20 protein-coding genes are annotated in these 21,212 nt (G+C 68.0%); 11 read left to right on the forward strand and 9 right to left on the reverse strand.

Annotated features, from left to right (window positions below; translation table 11 throughout):
* Positions 1-687: 687 nt before the first annotated feature.
* The 3 genes from CGZ91_RS09400 to dapD form a co-directional block, all read right to left on the reverse strand.
* Positions 688-2,262 (reverse strand): DUF222 domain-containing protein, encoded by a 1,575-nt coding sequence (locus CGZ91_RS09400; RefSeq protein ID WP_094454622.1) that lies wholly within the window; start codon positions 2,260-2,262, stop codon positions 688-690.
* An 814-nt stretch (positions 2,263-3,076) separates the two neighbouring features.
* Positions 3,077-3,949, reverse strand: coding sequence for a hypothetical protein (locus tag CGZ91_RS14845; protein WP_094454624.1), 873 nt, complete (start codon positions 3,947-3,949; stop codon positions 3,077-3,079).
* Position 3,950: 1 nt separating this feature from the next.
* Complete coding sequence (gene dapD / locus CGZ91_RS09410) at positions 3,951-4,931, reverse strand: 2,3,4,5-tetrahydropyridine-2,6-dicarboxylate N-succinyltransferase (protein ID WP_094454626.1); 981 nt, start codon at positions 4,929-4,931, stop codon at positions 3,951-3,953.
* Positions 4,932-4,960: 29 nt separating this feature from the next.
* Between dapD and dapE the strand changes: the two genes are divergently transcribed.
* The 4 genes from dapE to CGZ91_RS09430 are packed head-to-tail and all read left to right on the forward strand — an operon-like array spanning position 4,961 to position 7,371.
* Entirely contained in the window at positions 4,961-6,091 is a 1,131-nt protein-coding gene (gene dapE, locus CGZ91_RS09415; RefSeq protein WP_267490242.1) for a succinyl-diaminopimelate desuccinylase, read from the forward strand.
* Positions 6,092-6,120: 29 nt separating this feature from the next.
* Positions 6,121-6,828, forward strand: coding sequence for an LOG family protein (locus CGZ91_RS09420; protein WP_094454628.1), 708 nt, complete (start codon positions 6,121-6,123; stop codon positions 6,826-6,828).
* A 5-nt stretch (positions 6,829-6,833) separates the two neighbouring features.
* On the forward strand, positions 6,834-7,166 hold the full coding sequence (locus tag CGZ91_RS09425; protein ID WP_094449785.1) for a DivIVA domain-containing protein: 333 nt from the start codon (positions 6,834-6,836) through the stop codon (positions 7,164-7,166).
* A 37-nt stretch (positions 7,167-7,203) separates the two neighbouring features.
* Entirely contained in the window at positions 7,204-7,371 is a 168-nt protein-coding gene (locus CGZ91_RS09430; protein ID WP_094449786.1) for a DUF3117 domain-containing protein, read from the forward strand.
* A 67-nt stretch (positions 7,372-7,438) separates the two neighbouring features.
* On the opposite strand, the gene glgA is transcribed toward CGZ91_RS09430, so the two are convergent.
* On the reverse strand, positions 7,439-8,623 hold the full coding sequence (glgA, locus tag CGZ91_RS09435; RefSeq protein ID WP_094454630.1) for a glycogen synthase: 1,185 nt from the start codon (positions 8,621-8,623) through the stop codon (positions 7,439-7,441).
* A gap of 83 nt (positions 8,624-8,706) precedes the next feature.
* On the opposite strand from glgA, the gene glgC reads away from it, so the two are divergent.
* Positions 8,707-9,930 (forward strand): glucose-1-phosphate adenylyltransferase, encoded by a 1,224-nt coding sequence (gene glgC / locus CGZ91_RS09440; protein ID WP_094454632.1) that lies wholly within the window; start codon positions 8,707-8,709, stop codon positions 9,928-9,930.
* A 30-nt stretch (positions 9,931-9,960) separates the two neighbouring features.
* Here the strand turns inward: glgC and CGZ91_RS09445 are convergent, their stop codons facing one another.
* Positions 9,961-10,611 (reverse strand): O-methyltransferase, encoded by a 651-nt coding sequence (locus tag CGZ91_RS09445; RefSeq protein WP_094449789.1) that lies wholly within the window; start codon positions 10,609-10,611, stop codon positions 9,961-9,963.
* Positions 10,612-10,775: 164 nt separating this feature from the next.
* Between CGZ91_RS09445 and dapA the strand changes: the two genes are divergently transcribed.
* The 5 genes from dapA to CGZ91_RS09470 all read left to right on the forward strand — a co-directional run bounded on the left by dapA (position 10,776) and on the right by CGZ91_RS09470 (position 15,803).
* Positions 10,776-11,672 (forward strand): 4-hydroxy-tetrahydrodipicolinate synthase, encoded by an 897-nt coding sequence (dapA, locus tag CGZ91_RS09450; protein WP_094454634.1) that lies wholly within the window; start codon positions 10,776-10,778, stop codon positions 11,670-11,672.
* Positions 11,673-11,776: 104 nt separating this feature from the next.
* Positions 11,777-12,403 (forward strand): RNA polymerase sigma factor SigE, encoded by a 627-nt coding sequence (gene sigE, locus CGZ91_RS09455; RefSeq protein WP_229116548.1) that lies wholly within the window; start codon positions 11,777-11,779, stop codon positions 12,401-12,403.
* Positions 12,404-12,408: 5 nt separating this feature from the next.
* The gene (locus CGZ91_RS09460; RefSeq protein ID WP_179229299.1) at positions 12,409-13,899 is read left to right on the forward strand and encodes a zf-HC2 domain-containing protein; all 1,491 of its coding nucleotides are present in this window, start codon (positions 12,409-12,411) and stop codon (positions 13,897-13,899) included.
* Complete coding sequence (locus tag CGZ91_RS09465) at positions 13,896-15,371, forward strand: S1C family serine protease (RefSeq protein ID WP_094454640.1); 1,476 nt, start codon at positions 13,896-13,898, stop codon at positions 15,369-15,371. The genes CGZ91_RS09460 and CGZ91_RS09465 overlap by 4 nt, the downstream gene beginning before the upstream one ends.
* Before the next feature lie 9 nt (positions 15,372-15,380).
* Entirely contained in the window at positions 15,381-15,803 is a 423-nt protein-coding gene (locus tag CGZ91_RS09470) for a sec-independent translocase (protein ID WP_094454641.1), read from the forward strand.
* A 42-nt stretch (positions 15,804-15,845) separates the two neighbouring features.
* Here CGZ91_RS09470 and CGZ91_RS09475 read toward each other — a convergent pair whose 3' ends face one another.
* From CGZ91_RS09475 to CGZ91_RS09485, 3 genes are all read right to left on the reverse strand, one after another.
* Positions 15,846-16,994, reverse strand: a complete 1,149-nt coding sequence (locus CGZ91_RS09475) for an Mrp/NBP35 family ATP-binding protein (protein WP_094454968.1) — start codon at positions 16,992-16,994, stop codon at positions 15,846-15,848.
* A gap of 96 nt (positions 16,995-17,090) precedes the next feature.
* On the reverse strand, positions 17,091-17,615 hold the full coding sequence (locus CGZ91_RS09480; protein ID WP_094449795.1) for a DUF1003 domain-containing protein: 525 nt from the start codon (positions 17,613-17,615) through the stop codon (positions 17,091-17,093).
* Positions 17,616-17,671: 56 nt separating this feature from the next.
* Positions 17,672-18,940, reverse strand: coding sequence for a magnesium transporter MgtE N-terminal domain-containing protein (locus CGZ91_RS09485; RefSeq protein WP_094454643.1), 1,269 nt, complete (start codon positions 18,938-18,940; stop codon positions 17,672-17,674).
* A 99-nt stretch (positions 18,941-19,039) separates the two neighbouring features.
* Here CGZ91_RS09485 and CGZ91_RS09490 point away from each other — a divergent pair, with 99 nt between their 5' ends.
* A complete protein-coding gene (locus tag CGZ91_RS09490) occupies positions 19,040-19,531 on the forward strand; it encodes a general stress protein (protein WP_229116549.1) in 492 nt (163 codons plus the stop codon).
* 135 nt (positions 19,532-19,666) lie between these two features.
* Here the strand turns inward: CGZ91_RS09490 and CGZ91_RS09495 are convergent, their stop codons facing one another.
* Positions 19,667-21,178: an aminopeptidase P family protein gene (locus CGZ91_RS09495; RefSeq protein ID WP_094454647.1), complete on the reverse strand. Its 1,512-nt coding sequence runs from the start codon at positions 21,176-21,178 to the stop codon at positions 19,667-19,669.
* Positions 21,179-21,212: the final 34 nt, after the last annotated feature.

Consider the following 21,212-nt stretch of genomic DNA (forward strand, 5'->3'; position numbering starts at 1 on the left):
CGAACCACCTGCTCCGGCGTGTGACGCTTCCTTCTGTTTGTCATGATCTGACCAGTCTCCCTGCCCGAAGCCTCGAGCAACAGGACAACTCTCACAATGACTGGACCTACAAAAGGGGGTCAGGCCACGAGCAGCGGTAGCCGGGGCGACGGGCGTGCTCGGTGCGCGATGAGTTCAGTGCTCTTGGGGCGCGACAGATCTGAGGCTGAGCTGAACGCAGGCCGAGCCCCGCTGATGAGCCTCATTCTCGAGGTGTCGATACGTCTCGATCATGCCGAGGCCGTGGGCAGCAACTGTCGGCGTCGGGGACGACGCAGACGCTTCGGTCGGCATACCCAACTCGAGGTTGAGCCGCCGAAACAGATCGGCCAGCCTATCGACGCTTCGTTCAGCCCAGACGAACCACGTCGCCGTGATGACGCGTCCATCTTCGTCGAGAGACAGGATCAAGCGGGCGTTGCCCCAGCGTGACCGAAGCGCGACCTGCAGGACGGGGTTGCACAGGTCCGAAGGGTGCCTGTCGATCTCTGGGCCAGCGTCGCCAGCGCGTCCGCAGCCGGTCTGTTGAGACCGCTGGATGCCAGCGTCATGGCTGTCCGTGCGAGTCGGGCAGGACTCGTGATCTGGGCGAGCGACTCGGCAGCCTGATGGCCCCCGGTGTTGCCCGGGGCTGTCAGGTGGTGGTGTTCAGGCCGCGGCTGCGGCGGCGTCCTCGTTGATGGTGTCGTGGGGGTCGTGGATCAGCCAGCAGTGGCTGGCGGTGACGAGGTATTGGAAGCCGAGGGGTGAGGTCCACAGGAGGATGCCTGGGCTGGGTTGGACGACGTGCCAGCTGGCGTGGGTTTTGGCTCGGTGTTCCTTGCGGGCGAGCGGTGCGAGGTTCCCGGGCCGGGTTGGTGGCAGGTCCTCTGGTGGATGGCCGTCGGGTGGATGCCGGTCCGGCGGCTCACCGTCCGGTGGATCTGGGTCGGGCAGGATCGCGAGTGGTGGGAGCGCCCAGGGTTGGGTGTGGTCGATGTCGAGATGACCGCTGTTGCGGTTGGAGAACGGGAACATCGACCTCGGATTCCGCAGGGTGACCCATTCGCGCATGGCTTCGGGGATTTCGTACGCCTCGGTCGCCCAGGCCTGGTCCGGGGCGAGGACTGGCCGGACGGTGACGTGTGAGTCGGACAACAGGTCCGTCAGCCAGCTGGTCAGGACCGGTCCGACGCCCTCGACGCGGGCAACACCGCCGTCCTTCAAGCTCGCATCGGTCACATGGACCACCAGCTTCGCCTTGGGGAGCAGCTTGGCGGGGTCGACGGTGACCTGACCGCACGTGTGGGCCGGTGAACTCGCCATCGGGCAGCCGACCGCGGGGCCCTGTGCAGCCGCAGCCTCGCCGCCCCCGTCCTCGAGGTGGCTCTGGTCGGGGGCCAGATCGAGCTCGGCATCGTCGAGGGCGTCGATCAAGGATTCCTGGAGCAGGTGCAGCGCCCGAGCCGGCGTCGCGAGGATCCCCAGCGCGAGGGCGCGCCGGACCTCACGGGGATCCATCGTCGCCGGCACATCACCCACAGCTGCCTCGGCTTGCCGGTTGCGGAGTTGGCTCTGGCCGATGATCGTCGCGAGCCGATTGAGTTGTGCATCCAGGCGGATCGCGGTGGTCACGTCGACGCTGGCATGGATTTCACGGACGACGCCGTCGCCGCGGTGGTCGATCGTGACGTGCCGGCCGGCGAGCTGGGCCTCATGCGCGGTCTGGGCGGCCTCGGGTGAGTGTTCGAGGACGATGGCTTCGATCATGTTCTTCAGGGCTTGTTTGCCCATCGAGGTCCCGAACTCGGCGACCTGCGCATCGATCTTGGTGCACAGCTCCACCGACAGTTCGCGGGTTTCGCCGATGAGGCGGCGCACCTGCCACACCCGCAGCTTGCCTTCCCCGAGCACTTCCCAGGTCTTCGGGAATCGGTGCCGCAACGCCAATGCGTGAGCCAGCTCGACATGAGCCTCGTCCCCCGACATCCCGAGAGCGGCACCGAGCTCGAGGACACAGAACTCGCCGACCAGCGGCGTACCTTCTCCGCCGGGGCGGACCAACCGTTCCCCGACGGGCCCGGGGCCGTTCGGGTATTCGATCGCGTACCAGTCGGCGTCGTACAGATCGGCGAACTCGGCGACCTTCATGAACTCCCGCGCCTCCGCCTGCAGCTTCTCCTGCCGGGCGGCACGGATCTCAGAGATCACATTCAACGCTGCTGCGGTGTGCGGATCGGTCATGGGGTTCACCTCCTGACTGGTTCGAAACGGTGTTCGATTGAGTGCCTTCAGCTTACCTGATGGCCCCGACAAATACTAGAGAAAACGGCGAGCAATCGAACACAAACTCGAGAGGTTCGGGGTGTAGTGCCGTGGCTGGGCGCCGTCCGCGATAGAGGCCGCAGGCGCGGCAGTTGCGGCGCACCAAAGCTCAACATGTTGAGCTTGTTGGCCCCGAATCGGCTGATCCGGGACGTAAACCTCAACATGTTGAAGTTCTGCCACGGCGTACGCGAGCCAGGCCCTGCACAACTACAGCATCGCGTGCCTGCGCAGGTGATTCGGGCCATTTGACCTGCGCATCTACAACATCGCGTCGTTGTGCACGGCCCAGCCGCAGCTGCAGGCCGGCCCGACTCCACGCCCCTCGTTGCTGCGTCTTTGACCCCAACCGGCACCCTCGCCGCGCCGGCCTCCACGTAACCGGGGCCCAGGCGTACGCAGCGAACCCGCGGTTGCACAACTACAGCATCGCGTGCCTGCGCAGGTGATTCGGGCCATTCGACCTGCACAACTACAGCAACGCGTCGTTGCGCACGGGGGAAGCCGCGGCGACCGCCCAACCCGACCCACGCCTTCGTTGCTGCGTCTTTGACCCCAACCGGCACCCCACCCGAGCTGACTTCCAGCGCAGCCGGCCTCCAGGGCGTACGCCGGCTCCCTCCGGACGCGCACAACTACAGTCGCCAGCCGCTACGCAGGTGATCTGGGCCGTTTCACCTGCATATCTACAGCCTGCTGTGGTTGCGCACGCCGCGGCGCCGCCCCACCCCGCTCAAAACCCGATCGCGACGCCCTCGATGGCCACGTCGATCGGCTGCCAGTCCGGCAGCCCGTCATCGGCGAGTTGCCAGCGCTGCTGTTCCAGCGTCACAGAGGCGACGCCGAAGCGGGAGCCCTGCGCGACACCCTGGACGGCGACCGCCCACGCGAGCCGCGGCTCGGGCGGGCGGGCCTCCAGTTGTCGATCCACGACGCTCATCTCACCGGTGACCCCGGCGCCCAGCGTCTTGTCGAGATAGTCGCGCAGTCCGTCCGGGTCGGCGGCCGCCGGGCTGGAGTGGTGGCAGGTCCACGAGGCCGGGCTGTGGCCGGTCATCGAACTACCGATCGCGCGGGCATTGGTGACGTGCTTGCGGTAGCCCTCCGGTACGCCCGAGCGCTGCACCGCCTGGGCCACGTCGTTGATGTCGCCGGTCTGCCAGTTGGGGATCTTCACCAGCGCGTCATAGAACTTGCCGGCCGAATAGTACGGATCCATGATCTCCTCCACGGTGCCCCAGCCCTGCGAGGGCCGCTGCTGGAAGAGGCCGATGGAGTCCCGATCGCCGTAGTCGATGTTGCGGATCCCCGACTCCTGGTACGCCGTGGCGATCGCGATGGTCGCGGCCCGCGCGGGCAGCCCCCGCTGCAGCGCAATCCCGACGATGATCGCGGCGTTCTCGGCCTGCTCGGTGGTCAGGCGTACGGTGTGCTCTTCGCCGTCGACCACGGCCGTGATCCGGCATTGGTCCTCCAGCGGGGAGGGCGGCCGGGAGGTGCGGGTGAAGGTCCACGCCGCCCAGACCACCCCGCCGAAGAGGAGCACAGCGATCCCGAGACAGCCCACCCCGAGCAGCCCGCGGCCCCAACGGGGTTTCGGGGCCATCTCAGTTGGCGTGCAGGTCGGCGTTCAACTCGACGCGGCCACCGACCCGGCTGCGGGCCTCGACGCGGCCGGTCACGGAGTTGCGGATGAAGAGCAGGTCGGAACGTCCCGAGAGTTCGAGGGCCTTGACGGCCGACTCGCCATCGGCCGTCACGACCGTGACCTTGGTGCCCGCGGTGACATAGAGCCCCGCCTCGACGACACAGTTGTCGCCCAGGCTGATGCCCACCCCGGACTCCGCGCCGAGAAGGCAGCCCTCGCCAATCGTGATGGTTTGGGTGCCGCCGCCGGACAGGGTGCCCATGATTGAGGCGCCGCCGCCGACGTCGGAGCCGTCCCCGACGGTGACGCCGGCGCTGATCCGGCCCTCGACCATGCTGGCACCCAGAGTGCCGGCGTTGAAGTTGACGAAGCCTTCGTGCATGACAGTGGTGCCCTCGGCCAGGTGGGCGCCCAGGCGTACCCGATCGGCGTCGGCGATCCGTACGCCGGAGGGGACGACGTAGTCGGTCATCCGCGGGAACTTGTCGATGCCGAAGACCGAGACGTGGCCGCGCGTACGCAGGCGCGCCCGGGTGGCCTCGAAGTCCTGGGTCGAGCAGGGGCCGAAGCTGGTCCAGACCACATTGGTGAGCTTGGCGAAGATGCCCTCCATCGACAGCCCGTGGGGCTGGACCAACCGGTGGCTCAGCAGGTGCAGCCGCAGCCACGCGTCGACAGTGTCCGCCGGCGCGGCGTCCAGGTCGATCTCGACCAGCACCGGCTCGGTGGTGACCTGGCGCAACTCGTCGCGGCCCGACGGCAGCTCTGGGGAAGCGGCGTCGGCCGGCGCCGCACCGAGCTCGGGGACCGGGAACCAGGCGTCCAACACCTCGCCGTTGTCGTGGCGCGTGACCAGCGCCCACCCCCATGCCCGGCGGCTCTCGGCGGCGCCGGGATCGGGGGTCGTGGCAGTGGACATGGCAACTGGAGCAGACGTCATGGCGGAAACTTTACCCGTAGGGTGAAGGCGTGAGCACCGCAGAGAATCATCCCCCGGAACTGGACCTGAGGGCCGATCTGCCCGACCTGTTGCAGGCCCTCATGGACATCGAATCAGTCAGCGGCAATGAAGCCGAGCTGGCCGACGCCGTGGAGCGGGCCTGGCAGGGGGCCGACCACCTCCAGGTCGAGCGTGACGGCAACGCGCTGGTGGCGCGTACGGACGTGGGCCGCCCGCAGCGGGTCATCATCGCCGGCCACCTCGACACCGTGCCCGTGGCCGACAATCTGCCCTCGGTGCGGTTGGACCGCGGCACCAACCAGGACCGGATCATTGGGCGCGGCGCCTGCGACATGAAGAGCGGGTTGGCGGTGCTGCTGCAGACCTCAGTGTTGCTCACCGAACCACGCTGGGATGTGACCTGGGTCTGCTACGACCTCGAGGAGGTGGAGGAGTCCCGCAACGGGCTGGGCCGGCTGGCGCGCAACCATCCGGAGTGGCTGGTCGGGGACTTCGCCGTGCTGATGGAGCCCTCCAACGCCGTCGTCGAGGGCGGCTGCCAGGGCACGCTGCGTGCTGAGGTGACGGTCACCGGACGGGCCGCACACTCGGCCCGCGCATGGATGGGGGACAACGCGATCCACCACGTCTGGGATGTCCTCAAAAGGCTCGAGGATTACCAGCCGCCCGAGGTCGACGTCGACGGGCTGACCTACCGCGAAGGCCTCAACGCGGTCGGGATCACCGGCGGTATCGCCACCAACGTGGTGCCCGATGCCTGCACCGTGACGATCAACTATCGCTTCGCGCCCGACAAGGACGAGGCATCCGCCAAGGCTGAGGTGGCCCGGGTGCTGGCGGGCTACGAGCTGGTGTGGACCGACTTCGGCCCGCCGGCCCGCCCCGGCCTGGACCGGCCGCTGGCCCAGGAATTTGTCCGTGCCGTCGGAGGAGAGCCGGCCCCCAAGTTTGGCTGGACCGACGTCGCGCGCTTCACCGAACTCGGCATCCCGGCGGTCAACTACGGTGCCGGCGACCCGAGCAAGGCCCACGCCGACGACGAGTTCTGCCCGGTCAGCGACCTGTACGCGTGCTCGCGCGCCCTGACCGCCTGGCTCGGCAACGGCGGGACAAGTACTGCCGACACCTTGCCGGCCTGATCCTCGTCCGACTGTCCGAAGGAGACCCGATGACCGCACCACACGCCAGCCGATACCAGGATTCCGCCGACCGTGACCTGCTGCAGGGCCACGGCGCAGAGGCATCCGTCACGAATTCGTGGCGGGTGCTGCGGATCCAGTCCGAGTTTGTCCAGGGCTTTGAGCGGTTGGCCGAGTTGGGCCCGGCGATCAGCGTCTTCGGCTCCGCGCGTACGCCCGAGGACCACCCCTGGTACGCCGCTGGCCGGGCCATCGGCGCGGCACTGGGGGAGCGCGGCTACGCCGTCATCACCGGCGGCGGGCCCGGGATCATGGAGGCGGCCAACCGGGGGGCCCGCGACGTCGGCGCCCGCTCGGTGGGGTTGGGGATCGACCTGCCTCACGAACAGGGCCTCAACGCGTACATCGACCTGCCGATCGACTTCCGCTACTTCTTTGCCCGCAAGACGATGTTCGTGCGCTACAGCCAAGGGTTCGTCGTGATGCCCGGCGGCTTCGGGACCATGGACGAACTCTTCGAGGCGCTGTGCCTGGTGCAAACCGGCAAGGTCCACCAGTTTCCGGTCGTGCTCTTCGGCACCGACTTCTGGGGGCCGCTGTTGGACTGGATCAAGAACACCCTGGTGGGGATGGGCACCATCAGTCCCGGGGACATCGAGCTCTACAAGGTCACCGATGACGTCGAAGAAGCGGTCAGCTGGGTGACCTCCGGCGAGCCGCCTGTCCCGTTAGGCTGAGGTCCATGGAGTGGGCAATCGTCGTGCTGGCCGTGGGCGTCATCGGCATCACCGTCCTGGTCGCACAGGGTCGCGGTGGCGAGATGCCACCCGAACCGGTCAGCGACAGCTACGAACCGCTGATCCCGGACCCGATCGAGCCCGCGACGTTGGACGAGGCGAGCTTCGCGGTGGTCATCCGTGGGTACGACATGCGACAAGTGGATGAACTTCTGGCGCGGGGCGCCGAGGAGCTGCGAGAACTTCGCCGTGAACGCGACGATTTGCGCGCCGAACTGGACGCCGGCGCCGGCCCTGAGGTTCGTAGGTTGGAACCGCAGCCGGCCGATGGGGAATAATGGGGTCAGGACAACCGATGAAAGCTGAGGATGCGACATGGCTGCGATGAAGCCCCGTACCGGTGACGGACCGATCGAGGTCACCAAGGAGAACCGATCGATCGTCATCAGGATCCCGGCCGAAGGCGGTGGACGACTCGTCGTCGAGGTCAACGCGACCGAGGCTGCCGAGCTGGCCGAGGCGCTCAAGGGCGTCATCGGCTGAGAGAACTCCTCAACCGATCAGAAGGGCCCCCGGACCATTGTCCCGGGGGTCCTTTCTGCTGCTCGGCTCAGCTGCTCTCGTGGTGCGCCTTCGCTGCCTGGTAGACGTCGATGGTCTGCTCGGCGATGCTCGCCCAGCTGAACTCGTCGATGCAGCGCTGCCGACCGGCGCGGCCCCACTCCGCGGCCCGATCCGGATCGCCGGCCACGTCGTTGAGCGCGGCTGCAAGCGCAGCCTCGAAGCCCGCCTCGTCCTCGGGCCCCGGGTAGTCGACCAGTCGGCCGGTGGTGCCGTCGGCGACCACCTCGGGGATGCCGCCGACCGCGCTGGCGACCACCGGGGTCTCGCAGGCCATCGCCTCGAGGTTCACGATGCCGAGCGGCTCATAGATGGAGGGACAGGCGAACACGGTGGCATGGCTGAGCACCTGGCGTACGGATTCACGCGGCAGCATCTCCTGCACCCAGATCACGCCGGGTCGGCTGGCCTGCAGCTCGCGTACCGCGGCGCCGACCTCGGCGGCGATCTCAGGGGTGTCCGGGGCGCCGGCGAGCAACACCAGCTGGATCTCGGGGTCGAGCTGGCGGGCGGCGCGAACCAGGTGGATGACGCCCTTCTGGCGGGTGATCCGACCCACGAAGACGACCGAGGGGCGGGTGGGGTCCATCCCGATCGCCTCGACCGCGTCGGTGCCCTGGTCCGGCTTGAACTCCTCGGTGTCGATGCCGTTGCGCACCACATGGACCCGGTCGGGATCCAGGTCGGGGTAGGCCTGCAGGATGTCGCCGCGCATGCCGTCGGAGACCCCGATGACCGCGTCGGCGCCGTGGAAGGCGGTGCTTTCGGCCCACGATGACAGCCGGTAGCCGCCACCGAGCTGGTCGGCCTTCCAGGGTCGGAAGGGCTCCAGGGAGTGTGCGGTGGCGACGTGGGGGATGTCACGCAACAGGCCGCCCAGATGACCAGCCATGTTGGCATACCAGGTGTGGGAGTGGAGCAGATCCACCTCGCCCAGCCCAGCCACCATCGCCAGGTCGGTGCCGAGCACCCGCAATGCCGCATTGGCGCCCTCGGGGAAGGTCTCGGGATAGGTCGCTGCGCCCTCACGCGGCTCGCCCATGGCGTGCACCTCGACCGGACACAGGGCACGGAGCTGGGGCACCAGCTGGCCGACATGGACGCCGGCGCCGCCGTAGATCTGCGGCGGATATTCACGAGTCAGAATGGCCACGCGGCCGAACCTGTCAGACATGGGGCGATCGTTCCACACCTGTGTGGCGTTCTGTCATTGACCCTGCGCAGATCCTGTCTCCGGCATTGGATAGCGTGTGCCTCATGGCAAACGGGGATGTGCTGTCAATCGTTCTGGCCGGCGGCGAGGGGAAGCGGCTGATGCCGCTCACGGCCGACCGAGCGAAGCCCGCGGTGCCGTTCGGCGGCACCTACCGGCTGATCGACTTCGTGCTGTCCAATCTGGTCAACTCGGAGCTGCGTCAGATCTGCGTGCTCACCCAGTACAAGTCCCATTCGCTGGACCGTCACATCTCGCTGACCTGGCGGATGTCGACGCTGCTGGGCAACTTCGTCACCCCGGTGCCGGCTCAGCAGCGGCTCGGTCCGCGCTGGTTCCAGGGCAGCGCCGATGCCATCTTCCAGTCGATGAATCTGATCCGTGACGCCGCCCCGAAGTACGTCGTCGTGTTCGGCGCCGACAACATCTATCGGATGGATGTCGGGCAGATGCTCCAGGCGCACAAGGACTCCGGGCTGGGCTGCACGGTGGCCGGCATCCGGGTGCCCCGGGAAGGGGCCAGTGCCTTCGGCATCATCGACGCGCGATCGGACAACACCATCCGCTCCTTCCTGGAGAAGCCGGCCGACCCGCCCGGGCTGCCCGACTCGCCCCACGAGAGCTTCGCCTCGATGGGCAACTACATCTTCACCACCGATGCCCTGGTCGAGGCCCTCGAGGACGACGCCCGGGACCCGTCGGCCCGCCACGACATGGGCGGCGACATCGTGCCGCGGTTCGTCGAGCAGGATCAGGCCCAGGTTTACGACTTCACCGAGAACACCGTGCCGGGCAGCACCGAACGGGATCGCGACTACTGGCGTGACGTGGGCACCATCGACGCCTACCACGACTCCCACATGGACCTGGTCTCGGTGGATCCGGACTTCAGCCTCTACAACGCCGACTGGCCGATCTGGACCCATCAGGAGCAGATGCCGGGCGCAAAGTTCACCTTGCGGGGCACCGCCGAGGACTCCATCGTCGGTGCCGGCAGCATCATTTCGGGCGGCGACGTGGACCGGTCGGTGCTGTCGCCGCGGGTGCGGATCGAGAAGTGGGCCAAAGTGGACCAGTCGGTCCTGATGAACGGTGTCCGGGTGGGCCGCAGCTCCGTGGTGCACAAGGCGATCTTGGACAAGAACGTCGTCATTCACGACGGCGCCGAGGTGGGTGTCGACCCCGATGCCGACCAGGCTCGTGGCTTCCACGTCTCGCCCGGAGGCGTCACCGTGGTGGGCAAGTCGGTCGAGGTCTTCCCCGCCTGAGGGTCAGCTGGCCCGCGAACCTGAGGTTGGTCAGCGGCGTACGGCCAGCAACAGGCCGTCGCCGACCGGCAGCAGCGCCAGGCTGAGGTCCTCGTTCTCGGTGATCGCCTCGACCGCCTCGCGGATGATGATGGTCTCGTCCTCGTCGTTGTTCTTGTCGGCGACCTTGTCCGACCACAGCGCGTGGTGCAGCGCCAACACGCCGCCGGGACGCAGCAGCCGCAGCGCCTGCTCGACGTACTCGCCGTACTCCAGCTTGTCGCCGTCGATGAGGACCATGTCGTACGCCGAATCGCTGAGCTTGGGCAGCACCGTCAGCGCCTCGCCGGCGATCAGACGGTAACGCTGCCGCGGCAGGCCGGCCTGGGTGAAGGCCTGTCGGGCATGCAACTGGTGCTCGGTCTCGATGTCGACGCTGGTGAGCACGCCTTCGGGGTTCATCCCGTCAAACAGGGCCAGCCCAGACACTCCGGCGCCGGTGCCGATCTCGACGACGGCAGTTGCGTTGATGGCGGCTGCCATGACGGTCAGCGCGGCGGCGACGCCTTCGCTGACGCAGTCGATGCCCAGATCGTGGGCTGCGGCGCGCGCCGCGGTGGCGGGCTCGCTGCCCGGTGACAGGGTCTCGGCCCACGTCCACGAGGCTGCCTTGGGCGCGCGGCCCTTGCGTGCGTGATTCACGGCTGCTCCTTCAAGTCGGCGGGACGAAACTACCAAGGACCGCCGTCGGGTTCGCCCACCTTAAAGGTGGCCCTGAGAGTTTGCGTACGCCGCGCGGCAGGCCGACGGCAGGCGATCCGCGGGCCTTACCCGGTGTTGTCGGGCAGGACCCCTACGATGGGCCCATGCTCAGCGCACGACTCATGACCGCCATGGTGACTCCCTTCGCAAGCGACGGCCGGGTCGATCTCGACGAGGCACGTGCGCTGGCGGCGTATCTGGTGGATGAGCAACGCAACGACGGCCTGGTGGTCAACGGCACCACCGGCGAGGCGCCGACCACCACCGATGAGGAAAAGGCGGCGCTGCTGGCTGCCGTCGTCGACGAGGTGGGGGACCGCTGTGAGGTGGTTGCCGGCGCCGGTACCTTCTCCACCGACCACACCATCGAACTGGCCCGGCAGGCCGCCGATGCCGGGGCCCATGGACTTCTGGTTGTCACGCCGTACTATTCGCGGCCACCCCAGGACCTGCTGCCGGCCCACTTCCGGGCCGTTGCCGACGCCACCGATCTGCCCGTCATCATCTACGACATTCCGCACCGCTCCGGGATCCCGGTCAGCCCGGACACCTTCGCGGCGATCGCGGACCATCCCAGGATCGTTGGGGTGAAGGATGCCAAGGGCGATCCGGTCGAATCGGCCCAGGTGATGGCGGCGACCGGGCTGCGCTACTGGGCCGGCGACGACGGCATCACGCTGCCGCTGATGGCGGTCGGCGGACATGGCGTGATCGGCACCTCCACCCACGTCAGCGGTGTGGCGATGGCCCAGGTGATCGACGACTTCACCGCCGGCCGCACCACCGAGGCGCTGGAGCTCTATCGGCGTACGCTGCCGGTCTTCACCGGGGTCTTCGCCAGTCAGGGCTGCATGATGGTCAAAGCGACCCTGAATCGTTGCGGTTGGTCGCTGGGCGAGCTGCGGGCCCCGCTGGCCGACCCGCCGGTCGCGCTGGTCGACGACTTCCTGGCCGCGATCACCGCGGCCGGTCTCCCGCTGCCGAACCCGCCACGGACCTGAGTCGCGTAGACTGGCGACCTGCCTGAATGATCTTCACGGGCGGGAACACTTTCGAGGGTTTGATCGTTGGATCCTTGACGGCCGAATTGGCGGAAGGGGGCCGCGTGCGCGACAAGCTGACGCGATGGCGTGGCAAGACCCCTCAGCCTGCCCCCTCAGAGGACGCGGAAGCGTGGCAGCCCCCCACCTGGCAGCAGCTCGTCGAAGAGCACAGCGCGCGCGTCCATCGCCTCGCCTATCGGCTGACCGGCAACCAGCACGACGCTGAGGACCTCACCCAGGACGTCTTCGTCAAGGTGTTCAACTCGCTGCACACCTTCCAGCCGGGCACCCTCGAGGGTTGGATGCATCGCATCACCACCAACCTCTTCCTCGATCAGGCCCGGCGCCGGCAGCGGATCCGGTTCGACCGGCTCCCCGAGCATGCCGATGACCGGCTGTCCGGTGATGGCCCGCGTCCCACCGACGGGGTGGAGGGGTTGGAAGCCGACGTCGAACAGGCGTTGGCCTCGCTGAAGCCGGAGTTTCGGGCGGCGGTGGTGCTGTGTGACATCGAGGGCCTGACCTACGACGAGATCGCCGACGTGCTCGACATTCGCGTGGGGACCGTCCGTTCCCGGATCTCCCGCGCCCGAGCGCAGCTGCGCGAATCGTTGGCCCATCGACAGCCTGAGCGGGAAGGGCAGCGCTACCGCGGCATTTCCGTCGAGTCCGGTCAGTTGGGGCGGTGAGTCCAGTGACCCCATCTGAATGGCACGCCTGCGACGAATGGGTCGAGTCGTTGTCGCCCTGGCTGGACCATTCCCTCCATGACGCCGACGCCGTGCGGGTCAGCGCCCATCTGGTCAGTTGCGAGGCCTGCCGTGCCGAGGTCGCCGAATTGCGACGGGTACGCGAGACGGTTGCCTCCGGCGCCGACAGTTCGGTGCCGGGGGGTCTGGATCTGTCACGTCTCACCGCGATCGCCGGAGCCAGTGCCGACGCGCCGCTCTACACCCGAGCCTTCGACGGGCCCGGCACCGGGGGCCGGCTGCCCAGCACCCGACGGCAGCGATATCGGCAGGTGACCGGTGCCACGCTGATCGTGGTCGGGTTGATGATGACCTTCGTCTCGGTCGGCTGGCTGGCGGCGCCGCGGCCGGTCGAGGCCACCGATCCGCTGGAGTTGGTCAGGCAGGAATATCCCGAGGTCCAGCGCAGCGCCCTGACCACGCCCGGGCGTACCGCGGCGATGATGTTGAGCGCCGGCACGGCGCAACGCTTCCTGGACCCCCTCATCACCCGGATCGATCCACAGCGGTGGCATCCCACCGGAGCTGCGCTGCGCGGACCGGCTGCGTGGCAGGTGCTGGAACGTGCCCAGACCACCGACGTCTCCTACAGCGGCAGTCAGGTCGTACGCTCGTTCGGCGCCGACGGAGTGCTGACGGTGCCGGTCCAGGTCCATCATCAGGCTGGCGACGGCACCTTCGTCGCGGTCGGCGGCCACCACCCGGTCTTCGAGGGGATGCTGCCGGCCCGGGAGTTCGACCCGAAGCGCGACACCACCGCTGGCGCCGAACTGACCGCTTGGCGTTCCAGCGACACCATCGCCGGCCGCAGTGTCGACCTGGTCGAGGCGCGCAGCGGTTCGATGGTGTGGCAGCGCTGGTGGTTGGACGCCCGCACTGGACTGGTGCTGTGGCAGGAGGCGTACGACGGCCACGGCAGGGTGCACGAGTCGTCCGGTTTCACCTCGATCCGGGTCACCACCGCCACCCAGCCGCTGCTGATGTTGCCGCCCAACCTGTCGGTACGCCCGACCCTGTCGTTGCCGATCGCCTCGGCCCAGGACCTGCGCCGGGCCGGCTGGAACTGTGAGGCCGAGTTGCGCGGGCTGCCGCTGCAGCGACTCCGGGTCGACGACCCCAGCGAGCCCGGCCTGGTTGCGTCGGTCTACGGGTCCGCGCTGTCGACGGTGACGGTCTTCCAGCAGCGCGGCGTGCTGGAGGAGCCGGAGGGGATGACGTACAACCCGGACAGCATGCGGTGGACCTCGGTCGGGCTGACGACCACGGTCAGCTGGCAGTCCGGCGACCAGGTCTTCACCGTGGTCACCGACGGGCCGCCTTGGCTGGTGGCGGAACTGTTGGACGACCTCCCCAAGCCCGATGGCGGCGCCACGGCTCCGGCCGCGCGGGTGTTGAGCGGTTGGGAACACATCGCCGACGTGGTGGGGATCCGATGAGCGGCAACTGGCCGCACGATCGCGGTCAGGAATCCGGCTGGGGCTGGGGTGAGGGCCCTCAGTACGGGGAGCCCCAGTACGGCCAGCCCCAGTACGGCGAGGGTCAGCACGGCCAGCCCCAGTACGGCGAGGGTCAGCACCAGCAGCCACCTCACGGACAACACGATCAATACGGGCAACAGCAGTACGGGCAGCCGGACCAGTACGGGCAGCAGCAGCCGCAGTTTGATCGACAGCCGCAGTTTGATCAGCAGGCGCATGACGGGCAGTCCAACCATGACCCGCAGCAGCAGTACCAGCAGCAGTACGAGCCGCCTCGACAGCACTACGGGCAGCAGTACGGGCAGTCGCAGCAGTACGGGCAGCAGCCGCGTACGGACTCCGACTCGACCGTCAGTCTGACCTCCCCCCGGCCGACGAAGCGGCGCAACTGGACCATCGTCGCGGTCTGTGTGGCACTGGCCTTGATCGTGGGCCTCGGTGGCGGCTATCTCGGCACCCGACTGGGCGCCGGACCAGCACCGGATCCGACGCCGACAGCCACGGCCCCGACATCGTCACCGGCTCCGACCGAGCCGCAGAGGCCCGAAGAGGTCGCCGACCGGGTGTTGGGCAGCACCGTCACCATCCAGATGCGCACCGCCGAGGGCCAAGGCGTTGGCTCGGGCTTCATCGTCGACGCCGAGGCCGGACACATCATCACCAACGACCATGTCGTTGAGGGCGACGGCAAGGTGACGGTCACCTTCGCAGACGGCACCACCGTGGACGCGGAGGTGCTGGGCCAGTCACCGACCTACGACGTCGCGGTGCTGCGAGCCCGTGTCCCCGACGGCGTCCAGGCACTGGAGATCGGCGACAGCGACGCGGTCCGGGTCGGGCAGCAGGCGTACGCCGCTGGTGCCCCCTTCGGCCTCAGCGGGACCTTCACGGCCGGCATCGTGTCGGCCAAGCATCGCGCCGTCGCCATCCCGAGCGAAACCAGCCCGACCACCTATCTGGATGCGCTGCAGGTCGACACGGCCATCAACCCCGGCAACTCCGGGGGGCCGTTGGTCGACGAACACGGCCGGGTGATCGGCATCAATGCCGCCATTCGCACCGCCGGTTCCAGTGACGCCCCGGGCGGCAACGTCGGGCTCGGCTTCGCGATCCCGATCAACCAAGGTTTCGCCGTCGCCGAGCAGATCATCGAGACCGGCGAGGTGCAGCGACCAGTGATCCGAGCCAGGGTCGATGCCGGCAGCGGGGGAGCCCGGCTCGCCTCGGTCGAGGCGGATGGTCCGGCGGGCCAGGCCGGATTGCGCGAGGGGGACGTGATCATCCGCGTCGGTGACGCGTTGACGACCACCCCCGACGAGGTGACCGTGGCGATCCTGCGGTCGGTCCCCGGCGACCAGATCGAATTGGAATACGAACGTAATGGTTCACGGGCGACTGCGATGGTGACCCTCGCTGGCGAAGCGGGCTAGATTGGAGCCGTGTTTGACATCAATCCGGGCGAGTTCCTCGTACTGCTCGTCCTTGCTGTCATCATCTTCGGCCCGGACAAGCTTCCGCGGCTGGCGCGCAAGGCGGCGCAGGTCTTCAACTACGTGCGCAACATGGCCGGCAACGCCCAGTCGCAGCTGCGCAAGGAGCTTGGCCCGGAATTCGCCGATCTTGATGTCCGCGACCTGAACCCGAAGGCCTTCATCCAGAAGCATCTGCTCGACGACGTGGAGCCGGTGCTGAGTGATGTGAAGGCCGACCTCGCCGACGGCAAGGCCCTCGCGAAAACCGCCGCCGATGGCGTACGCGAGGACCTCGACGCTGCCTCGAAGGACTTCAACGAGATCAGCAAGGGAGGTGCCGGCGCCAAGGCGGCGCTGGTCACCGTCCCCTTCGATCCCGAAGCGACCTGATCAGCTGCCGGCTGCGATGGCCGCAGCCGACCTGACGCCATATCAGTTCGGGGAGAGGTCCAGTCGCTTGCCGAGGAGGCCTCGCCCGGTGCCGACCAGGGAGGCGGCGAGCTCGGTCAGGGCGCGGGCGCTGGGCCGCTCGGGATCGGTCGCCACCACGGGTACGCCCTCGTCGCTGCCCTCCCGCCAGGCCAGTTCCAGTGGGATCTGGGCCAGCAGCGGGACCTCGTAGCCGAGCGTGGCGCTGAGACCCTGGGCGGTACGTTCGCCGCCGCCGCTGCCGAAGACCTCGACCCGATGCGGCTCACCGCAGTGCGGGCACGGTGTCTCCAGCCACGCCATGTTTTCGACCACGCCCACGACCCGTTGGTTCATCATCCCGGCCATGGTTCCGGCGCGTTCGGCGACCTCGGTGGCCGACTCCTGCGGGGTGGTCACCACGACCACGTCGGCGTTGGGGAGCCGCTGGCCCAGCGAGATCGCCACGTCGCCGGTGCCGGGCGGCAGATCGAGGAGTAGTACGTCCAGGTCGCCCCAGTAGACGTCGGCGAGCATCTGGCGCAACGCTCGGTCGAGGATCGGACCACGCCAGGCCACCACCTGACCTCGTTCCTCCTTGAGCATCCCGATCGACATCACCTTCAGGCCCAGGGCTGGCACTGGCATGATCATGTCTTCGATGACGGTGGGGCGGGCATCGGCGATGCCCAGCATCGGCGGCACTGAGTGCCCGTAGATGTCGGCATCCAGGACGCCGACGGTGAGGCCACGGTTGGCCAGAGCGAGCGCCAGATTGACCGTCACGGAGGATTTGCCGACGCCGCCCTTGCCGGAGGCGATCGCGAGGACGCGGGTCAGTGAGCTCGGCTTGGCGAAGGGGACCTCACGCTCGACGGCGCCGCCGGTGAGGTGGTCGCGCAGGTTGGCGCGCTGTTCATCGGTCATGACACCCAGGTCGACCTGGACCGACTCGACGCCGGGGACGCCGCTTGCGGCTGCGGTGACGTCCTCGGTGAGTGTCGCCTTCATCGGGCATCCGGCAACGGTGAGCAGGATGCGTACGGTGACGGAGTTGTCCTCAGCGATCATCACCTGATCGACCATGCCCAGAGAGGTGATCGAGCGGTGGATTTCCGGGTCGTTCACCTCTCCCAACGCCCGCCACAACGGTTCGGCGAGCGGATGATCGATGGGGGTGATCGGAAGGTCGGCCTCGGAGTCAGTCACAACGCCCGAGTGTAGTTCTTGGTGACATGTACGCCAGTTCGGTCTGCCTCACATCGGGCCTCAGCGGGCGTCGGCGTCCCTGAGCCTGGCCAGCACCTTCTCCGCGACCGCGTCGGCCAGCTCGTCGGCCATGTCGCCGCGCATCTCGGAACGGATGTAGTCGCGGGTCGCCAGCTCGCCGATGTTGAACCGCACCGAGGCCAACTCCCGGGCCAAGAAGTCGGTGTCGGCGCGACTCTGACGGGCTTGGGCTCGGTCCGCCTCGGCGCTGATCCGGTCCCGAGCTTCCTGCCGATTCTGCGCCAGCAGGATCAGCGGCGCCGAGTAGGACGCCTGCAGTGACAGGGCGAAGGTGAGGAAGATGAAGGGGTACTCGTCGAACCGGACTGCCTCCGGCAGCAGGGTGTTCCACGACACCCACACGACGATGAAGACCGTCATCCACAGCAGGAAGCGGGCGGTGCCCATGAAGCGGGCGAAGCTCTCGGCAAAGGCACCGAATGCATCACCATCAACGCTGACGCGGGGCAGCAACGAGGGTTGACGGCGTCCGGGTGTGCTGAGCGCATCGTGGTCGACTGGCATGGTGACACCTCCTGGCGGGGCGGATCTGGCGGTTGTGAGGGCGAATCAGGGGCGAATCAGTTGCGGCTGGTGGTCTCGAGCTGGATCCCGCGCCAGTCAGCTGGCAGCAGGTGATCGAGGACGTCGTCCACTGTGATGGCGCCGAGCAGTCGATGATTCTCATCCACCACCGGTGCGCTCACCAGATTGTAGGAGGCGAAGAAGCGGCTCACCTCATGCAATTCGGCGTTGGGTCGCAGGGGTTCCAGCTCGGTGTCGACCAGTTCGGCCACCATCGTCGAGGGAGGTTCGCGCAGCAGTCGCTGGAAGTGGACGACGCCGACGTAGCGGCCGGTCGGCGTCTCCAACGGGGAGCGGCACACGAAGACCATGCAGGCCAGCGCCTGGGTGACCTCAGGATCCCGGACCCTGGCCAACGCCTCGGCGACGGTTGCGTCGATCCCCAGCACCACCGGCTCCGGGGTCATCATGCCGCCGGCCGAAAGCTCCTCGTAGGTGAGCAGCCGGCGTACGTCCTGGGCTTCCTCGGGGTCCATCCGGCCCAGCAGGTCCTCCGCGAATTGCGGCGGCAGCTCGTGGATCAGGTCGGCGGCGTCGTCGGGATCCATTTCCTCGAGGACGTTGGCGGCCCGTTCGGTGTCGAGGGTGCTGATCAGCGCGACCTGTTCATCCTCGGGCAGTTCCTCCAGTGCGTCGGCCAGCAGGTGGTCCTCCAGCGCACCGACGATCTCGCGGCGGCGTTCGCCGCTCATCTCGTGCAGTTCCCGAGCCAGGTCGGCCGGTTTGAGGTCCTCCAACTCGGCGATCATCTGCTCGGTGGTGTCCTGGCTGGCGCTCGACTTGTCGCTCTCCTCGTAGATGTCGCGCCACTCGACGATCGAGATGTGGCCCTTGTCGCGCTGGAAGGGGCGCCGCTTGCGTACCTCCTTGATTGCGACCTCGTTGACCAGCCAGTCATGGGCGCGGTCCTCGGCGATCGCCACGTCATAGATCTGCCACTTGGCATTGTCTCCGTGCCGCCGGACCGGCCTGTCGAAGAGTTCCTCACCCACAATCGTCTCGAAGTCACGGCGGGTGAAGCGGCGCAGGTTGACCACGCCGGCGATGACGATCTGTTCGGCGCCAATGCTGTGCACCCGGATCATCGGTACGAAGATTCGCTGCCGGGTGGTCAACTCGACGACCAGGCCGCGCACCCGCGGCTGCTGCGGCGGCGTACGGAGCTGGACGACGACGTCTTTCACCTTGCCGAGCTGGCTGCCATCGCTGTCGACCAGGGGCAGCCCGCGCAGCCGGGACACGAAGATCGAGGTTGCTTTGGTCACAAGCGAAGCCTAGCGGTGGCGGTCCCGATCGCTGGGCTGACCTGCTGCGCCGACCGGTGGCCCACCGGTTAGGGTTGGGCCAGTCCTGAGGAGGAAATTGTGGCTGCACCCGGTTCGATCTTCGAGTTGGAGTTCCCCCGCTCGCTGGCAGTGTTCGACACGTACGCCGAGGCCCAGGAAGCCGTCGACTTCCTCGCGGACGAGAAGTTCGAGGTGGGACAGCTGTGCATCGTCGGCACCAACCTCAAGTCGGTGGAGCGGGTGCTGGGCCGCAAGACCTGGGGCACCGTCATCCTGCAGGGCGTCCAGACCGGTGTCACCGTCGCGGTGCTGGTGACGATCATGATGCTGATCTTCAGCCCCAGTGAGGCCATCCTGTTTGCCTTCCTCGCCGCGCTGCTGGCCGGCATCGTGGTCGGCGTGATCTTCCAGGCGCTGGGTCACCTGATGTCGGGCGGCCGGCGCGACTTCACCTCGATCAGCCAGACCGTCGCCACCCAGTACGAGGTCCTCTGCGAGCACAAGTCGGTGACGGCAGCGATGGAGATCCTCAACCGCAAGCCCGGCTTCCGGGCCCGCCAGTTCGAGTGAGCGTGCAGAAACGACGGCAACTTCACGGGTTTTGCCGCTGAGAAGCAAAGTGCTGGAAGTTACCGTCGTTGTCGCACGGAACTGCGTGTCGAGGGCGTACGCCGGGAGCGTCGGTCTGGCGTACGCCCGTCCCGGTCAGCCGAGCAGCTGCGCCATCCATTCCTCGATGGCGTCCGGCTCCACCGGCAGCTGGTCGGACAGGACCCGCGGACCGTCCTCGGTGATGAGGATGTCGTCCTCGATCCGTACGCCGATGCCGCGCAGTTCGTCGGGCACCAGCTGGTCGTTGGCCCGCAGATAGATGCCGGGCTCCACGGTGATGATCATGCCGGGCTGCAACGTCCCTTGGCGGTAGTTCTCGGCCCGCGCGCGGGCGCAGTCGTGGACGTCGATGCCCAGGTGGTGGGAGGTGCCGTGCACCATCCAGCGGCGCTGCTGGCCGCCGTCGGGCCCCAGCGCTTCCTCCGGCGGCACGGGCAGGATGCCCCAGTCCCACAGATACTTGGCCACGACCGCGATCGAGGCCCGGTGCACGTCGGCGAACTCCGCACCCACCTGCGCGGCGGCGATGCCGGCGCGCTGGGCTTCCAGCACCGCCTCATAGACCTGGCGCTGCGGCGCCGTGAAGCGGCCGTTGACCGGCAGTGTACGGGTGACATCGGCGGTGTAGAGGGAATCGAGCTCCACGCCGGCGTCGATCAGGATCAGGTCGCCGTCGCGCACCTCACCGTCGTTGCGGATCCAGTGCAGGGTGTTGGCGTGGTCGCCGGCGGCAGCGATGGTGTCGTAGCCGATGCCGTTACCGCCGTGGCGGGCATGCAACCCGAAGACACCCTCGACCCAGCGTTCGCCGCGGCCCCGGCGTACGGCCTCGGGAAACTCGCGGACGACCGCCTCGAAGGCGACGCCGGTCTGCCGGCAGGCCTCAGTCATCTCCGCGATCTCGAAGTCGTCCTTGATCAGCCGGGCCTCCGACAGCGCCACCTCAAACTCAGCGTCGGTCTCCTGCACGGCGGTGAGGTCAAGCCCGGCGGCCTGCCGGGCCTGGTCGACCTGGTCGGTGAAGGCGGCCTCGGATTCGCGCAGCAGCCGCACCTCGGTGGCCTCGAGGTTCTTGCTCCAGGCGGCTTCCAGGTCAGCCACCGGCGCGCAGCCGATGCCGGTCATCGCGCTCATCTCGGTCAGCGATTCGCGCTGGCCCACCCACATCTCGCCGTAGCGGGCATCGGCATAGAACTCCCGGTCCGTACGCGGGGCGCGCGGCTTGAAGTACAGGGTCGCGTCATGACCGCCGTCCTCGACGGGCTCCATCACCAGCACCGCGTCCGGCTCCCGGTCGCTGCCCAGCCCGGTCAGCCAGGCGAACGCCGAATGGGCACGGAAGCGATAGTCGGTGTCATTGGATCGCACCTTGAGCCCGCCCGCGGGAATCACCAGCCGCTCGCCGGGGAACTGCTCGCTGAGCTTCGCGCGCCGCTCCGCCGCCGGACCGGAGGCAGGCAGCGCTGCCGGCAACTCCTCGCTGTGCGGCTCCCAATCCTTCGGAATGAAGTCGATGAACGCTTCCGAGAACGGTGACTGGCGGTTCGGGAGCTTCGGCTGTTCCTCACTCACAGGGAGTCCTTCGGGTCGGGTGCGGGTCTTCATGTCGGGGCCGAACCGGCGTTGGTCTCCGGTTGCC

Source organism: Parenemella sanctibonifatiensis (assembly GCF_002250565.1).
GTDB lineage: Bacteria > Actinomycetota > Actinomycetes > Propionibacteriales > Propionibacteriaceae > Parenemella > Parenemella sanctibonifatiensis.

What these genes read in the sequence shown, in the direction of transcription:
- glgC (WP_094454632.1), top strand. Translation starts at nt 8,707, where the DNA reads ATGGCAAACGGGGATGTGCTGTCAATCGTTCTGGCCGGCGGCGAGGGG.
- CGZ91_RS09425 (WP_094449785.1), top strand. Translation starts at nt 6,834, where the DNA reads ATGGAGTGGGCAATCGTCGTGCTGGCCGTGGGCGTCATCGGCATCACC.
- CGZ91_RS09420 (WP_094454628.1), top strand. Translation starts at nt 6,121, where the DNA reads ATGACCGCACCACACGCCAGCCGATACCAGGATTCCGCCGACCGTGAC.
- dapD (WP_094454626.1), bottom strand. Translation starts at nt 4,931, where the DNA reads ATGACGTCTGCTCCAGTTGCCATGTCCACTGCCACGACCCCCGATCCC.
- CGZ91_RS09495 (WP_094454647.1), bottom strand. Translation starts at nt 21,178, where the DNA reads ATGAAGACCCGCACCCGACCCGAAGGACTCCCTGTGAGTGAGGAACAG.
- glgA (WP_094454630.1), bottom strand. Translation starts at nt 8,623, where the DNA reads ATGTCTGACAGGTTCGGCCGCGTGGCCATTCTGACTCGTGAATATCCG.
- CGZ91_RS09400 (WP_094454622.1), bottom strand. Translation starts at nt 2,262, where the DNA reads ATGACCGATCCGCACACCGCAGCAGCGTTGAATGTGATCTCTGAGATC.
- CGZ91_RS09465 (WP_094454640.1), top strand. Translation starts at nt 13,896, where the DNA reads ATGAGCGGCAACTGGCCGCACGATCGCGGTCAGGAATCCGGCTGGGGC.
- CGZ91_RS09480 (WP_094449795.1), bottom strand. Translation starts at nt 17,615, where the DNA reads ATGCCAGTCGACCACGATGCGCTCAGCACACCCGGACGCCGTCAACCC.
- CGZ91_RS14845 (WP_094454624.1), bottom strand. Translation starts at nt 3,949, where the DNA reads ATGGCCCCGAAACCCCGTTGGGGCCGCGGGCTGCTCGGGGTGGGCTGT.
- CGZ91_RS09430 (WP_094449786.1), top strand. Translation starts at nt 7,204, where the DNA reads ATGGCTGCGATGAAGCCCCGTACCGGTGACGGACCGATCGAGGTCACC.
- dapA (WP_094454634.1), top strand. Translation starts at nt 10,776, where the DNA reads ATGCTCAGCGCACGACTCATGACCGCCATGGTGACTCCCTTCGCAAGC.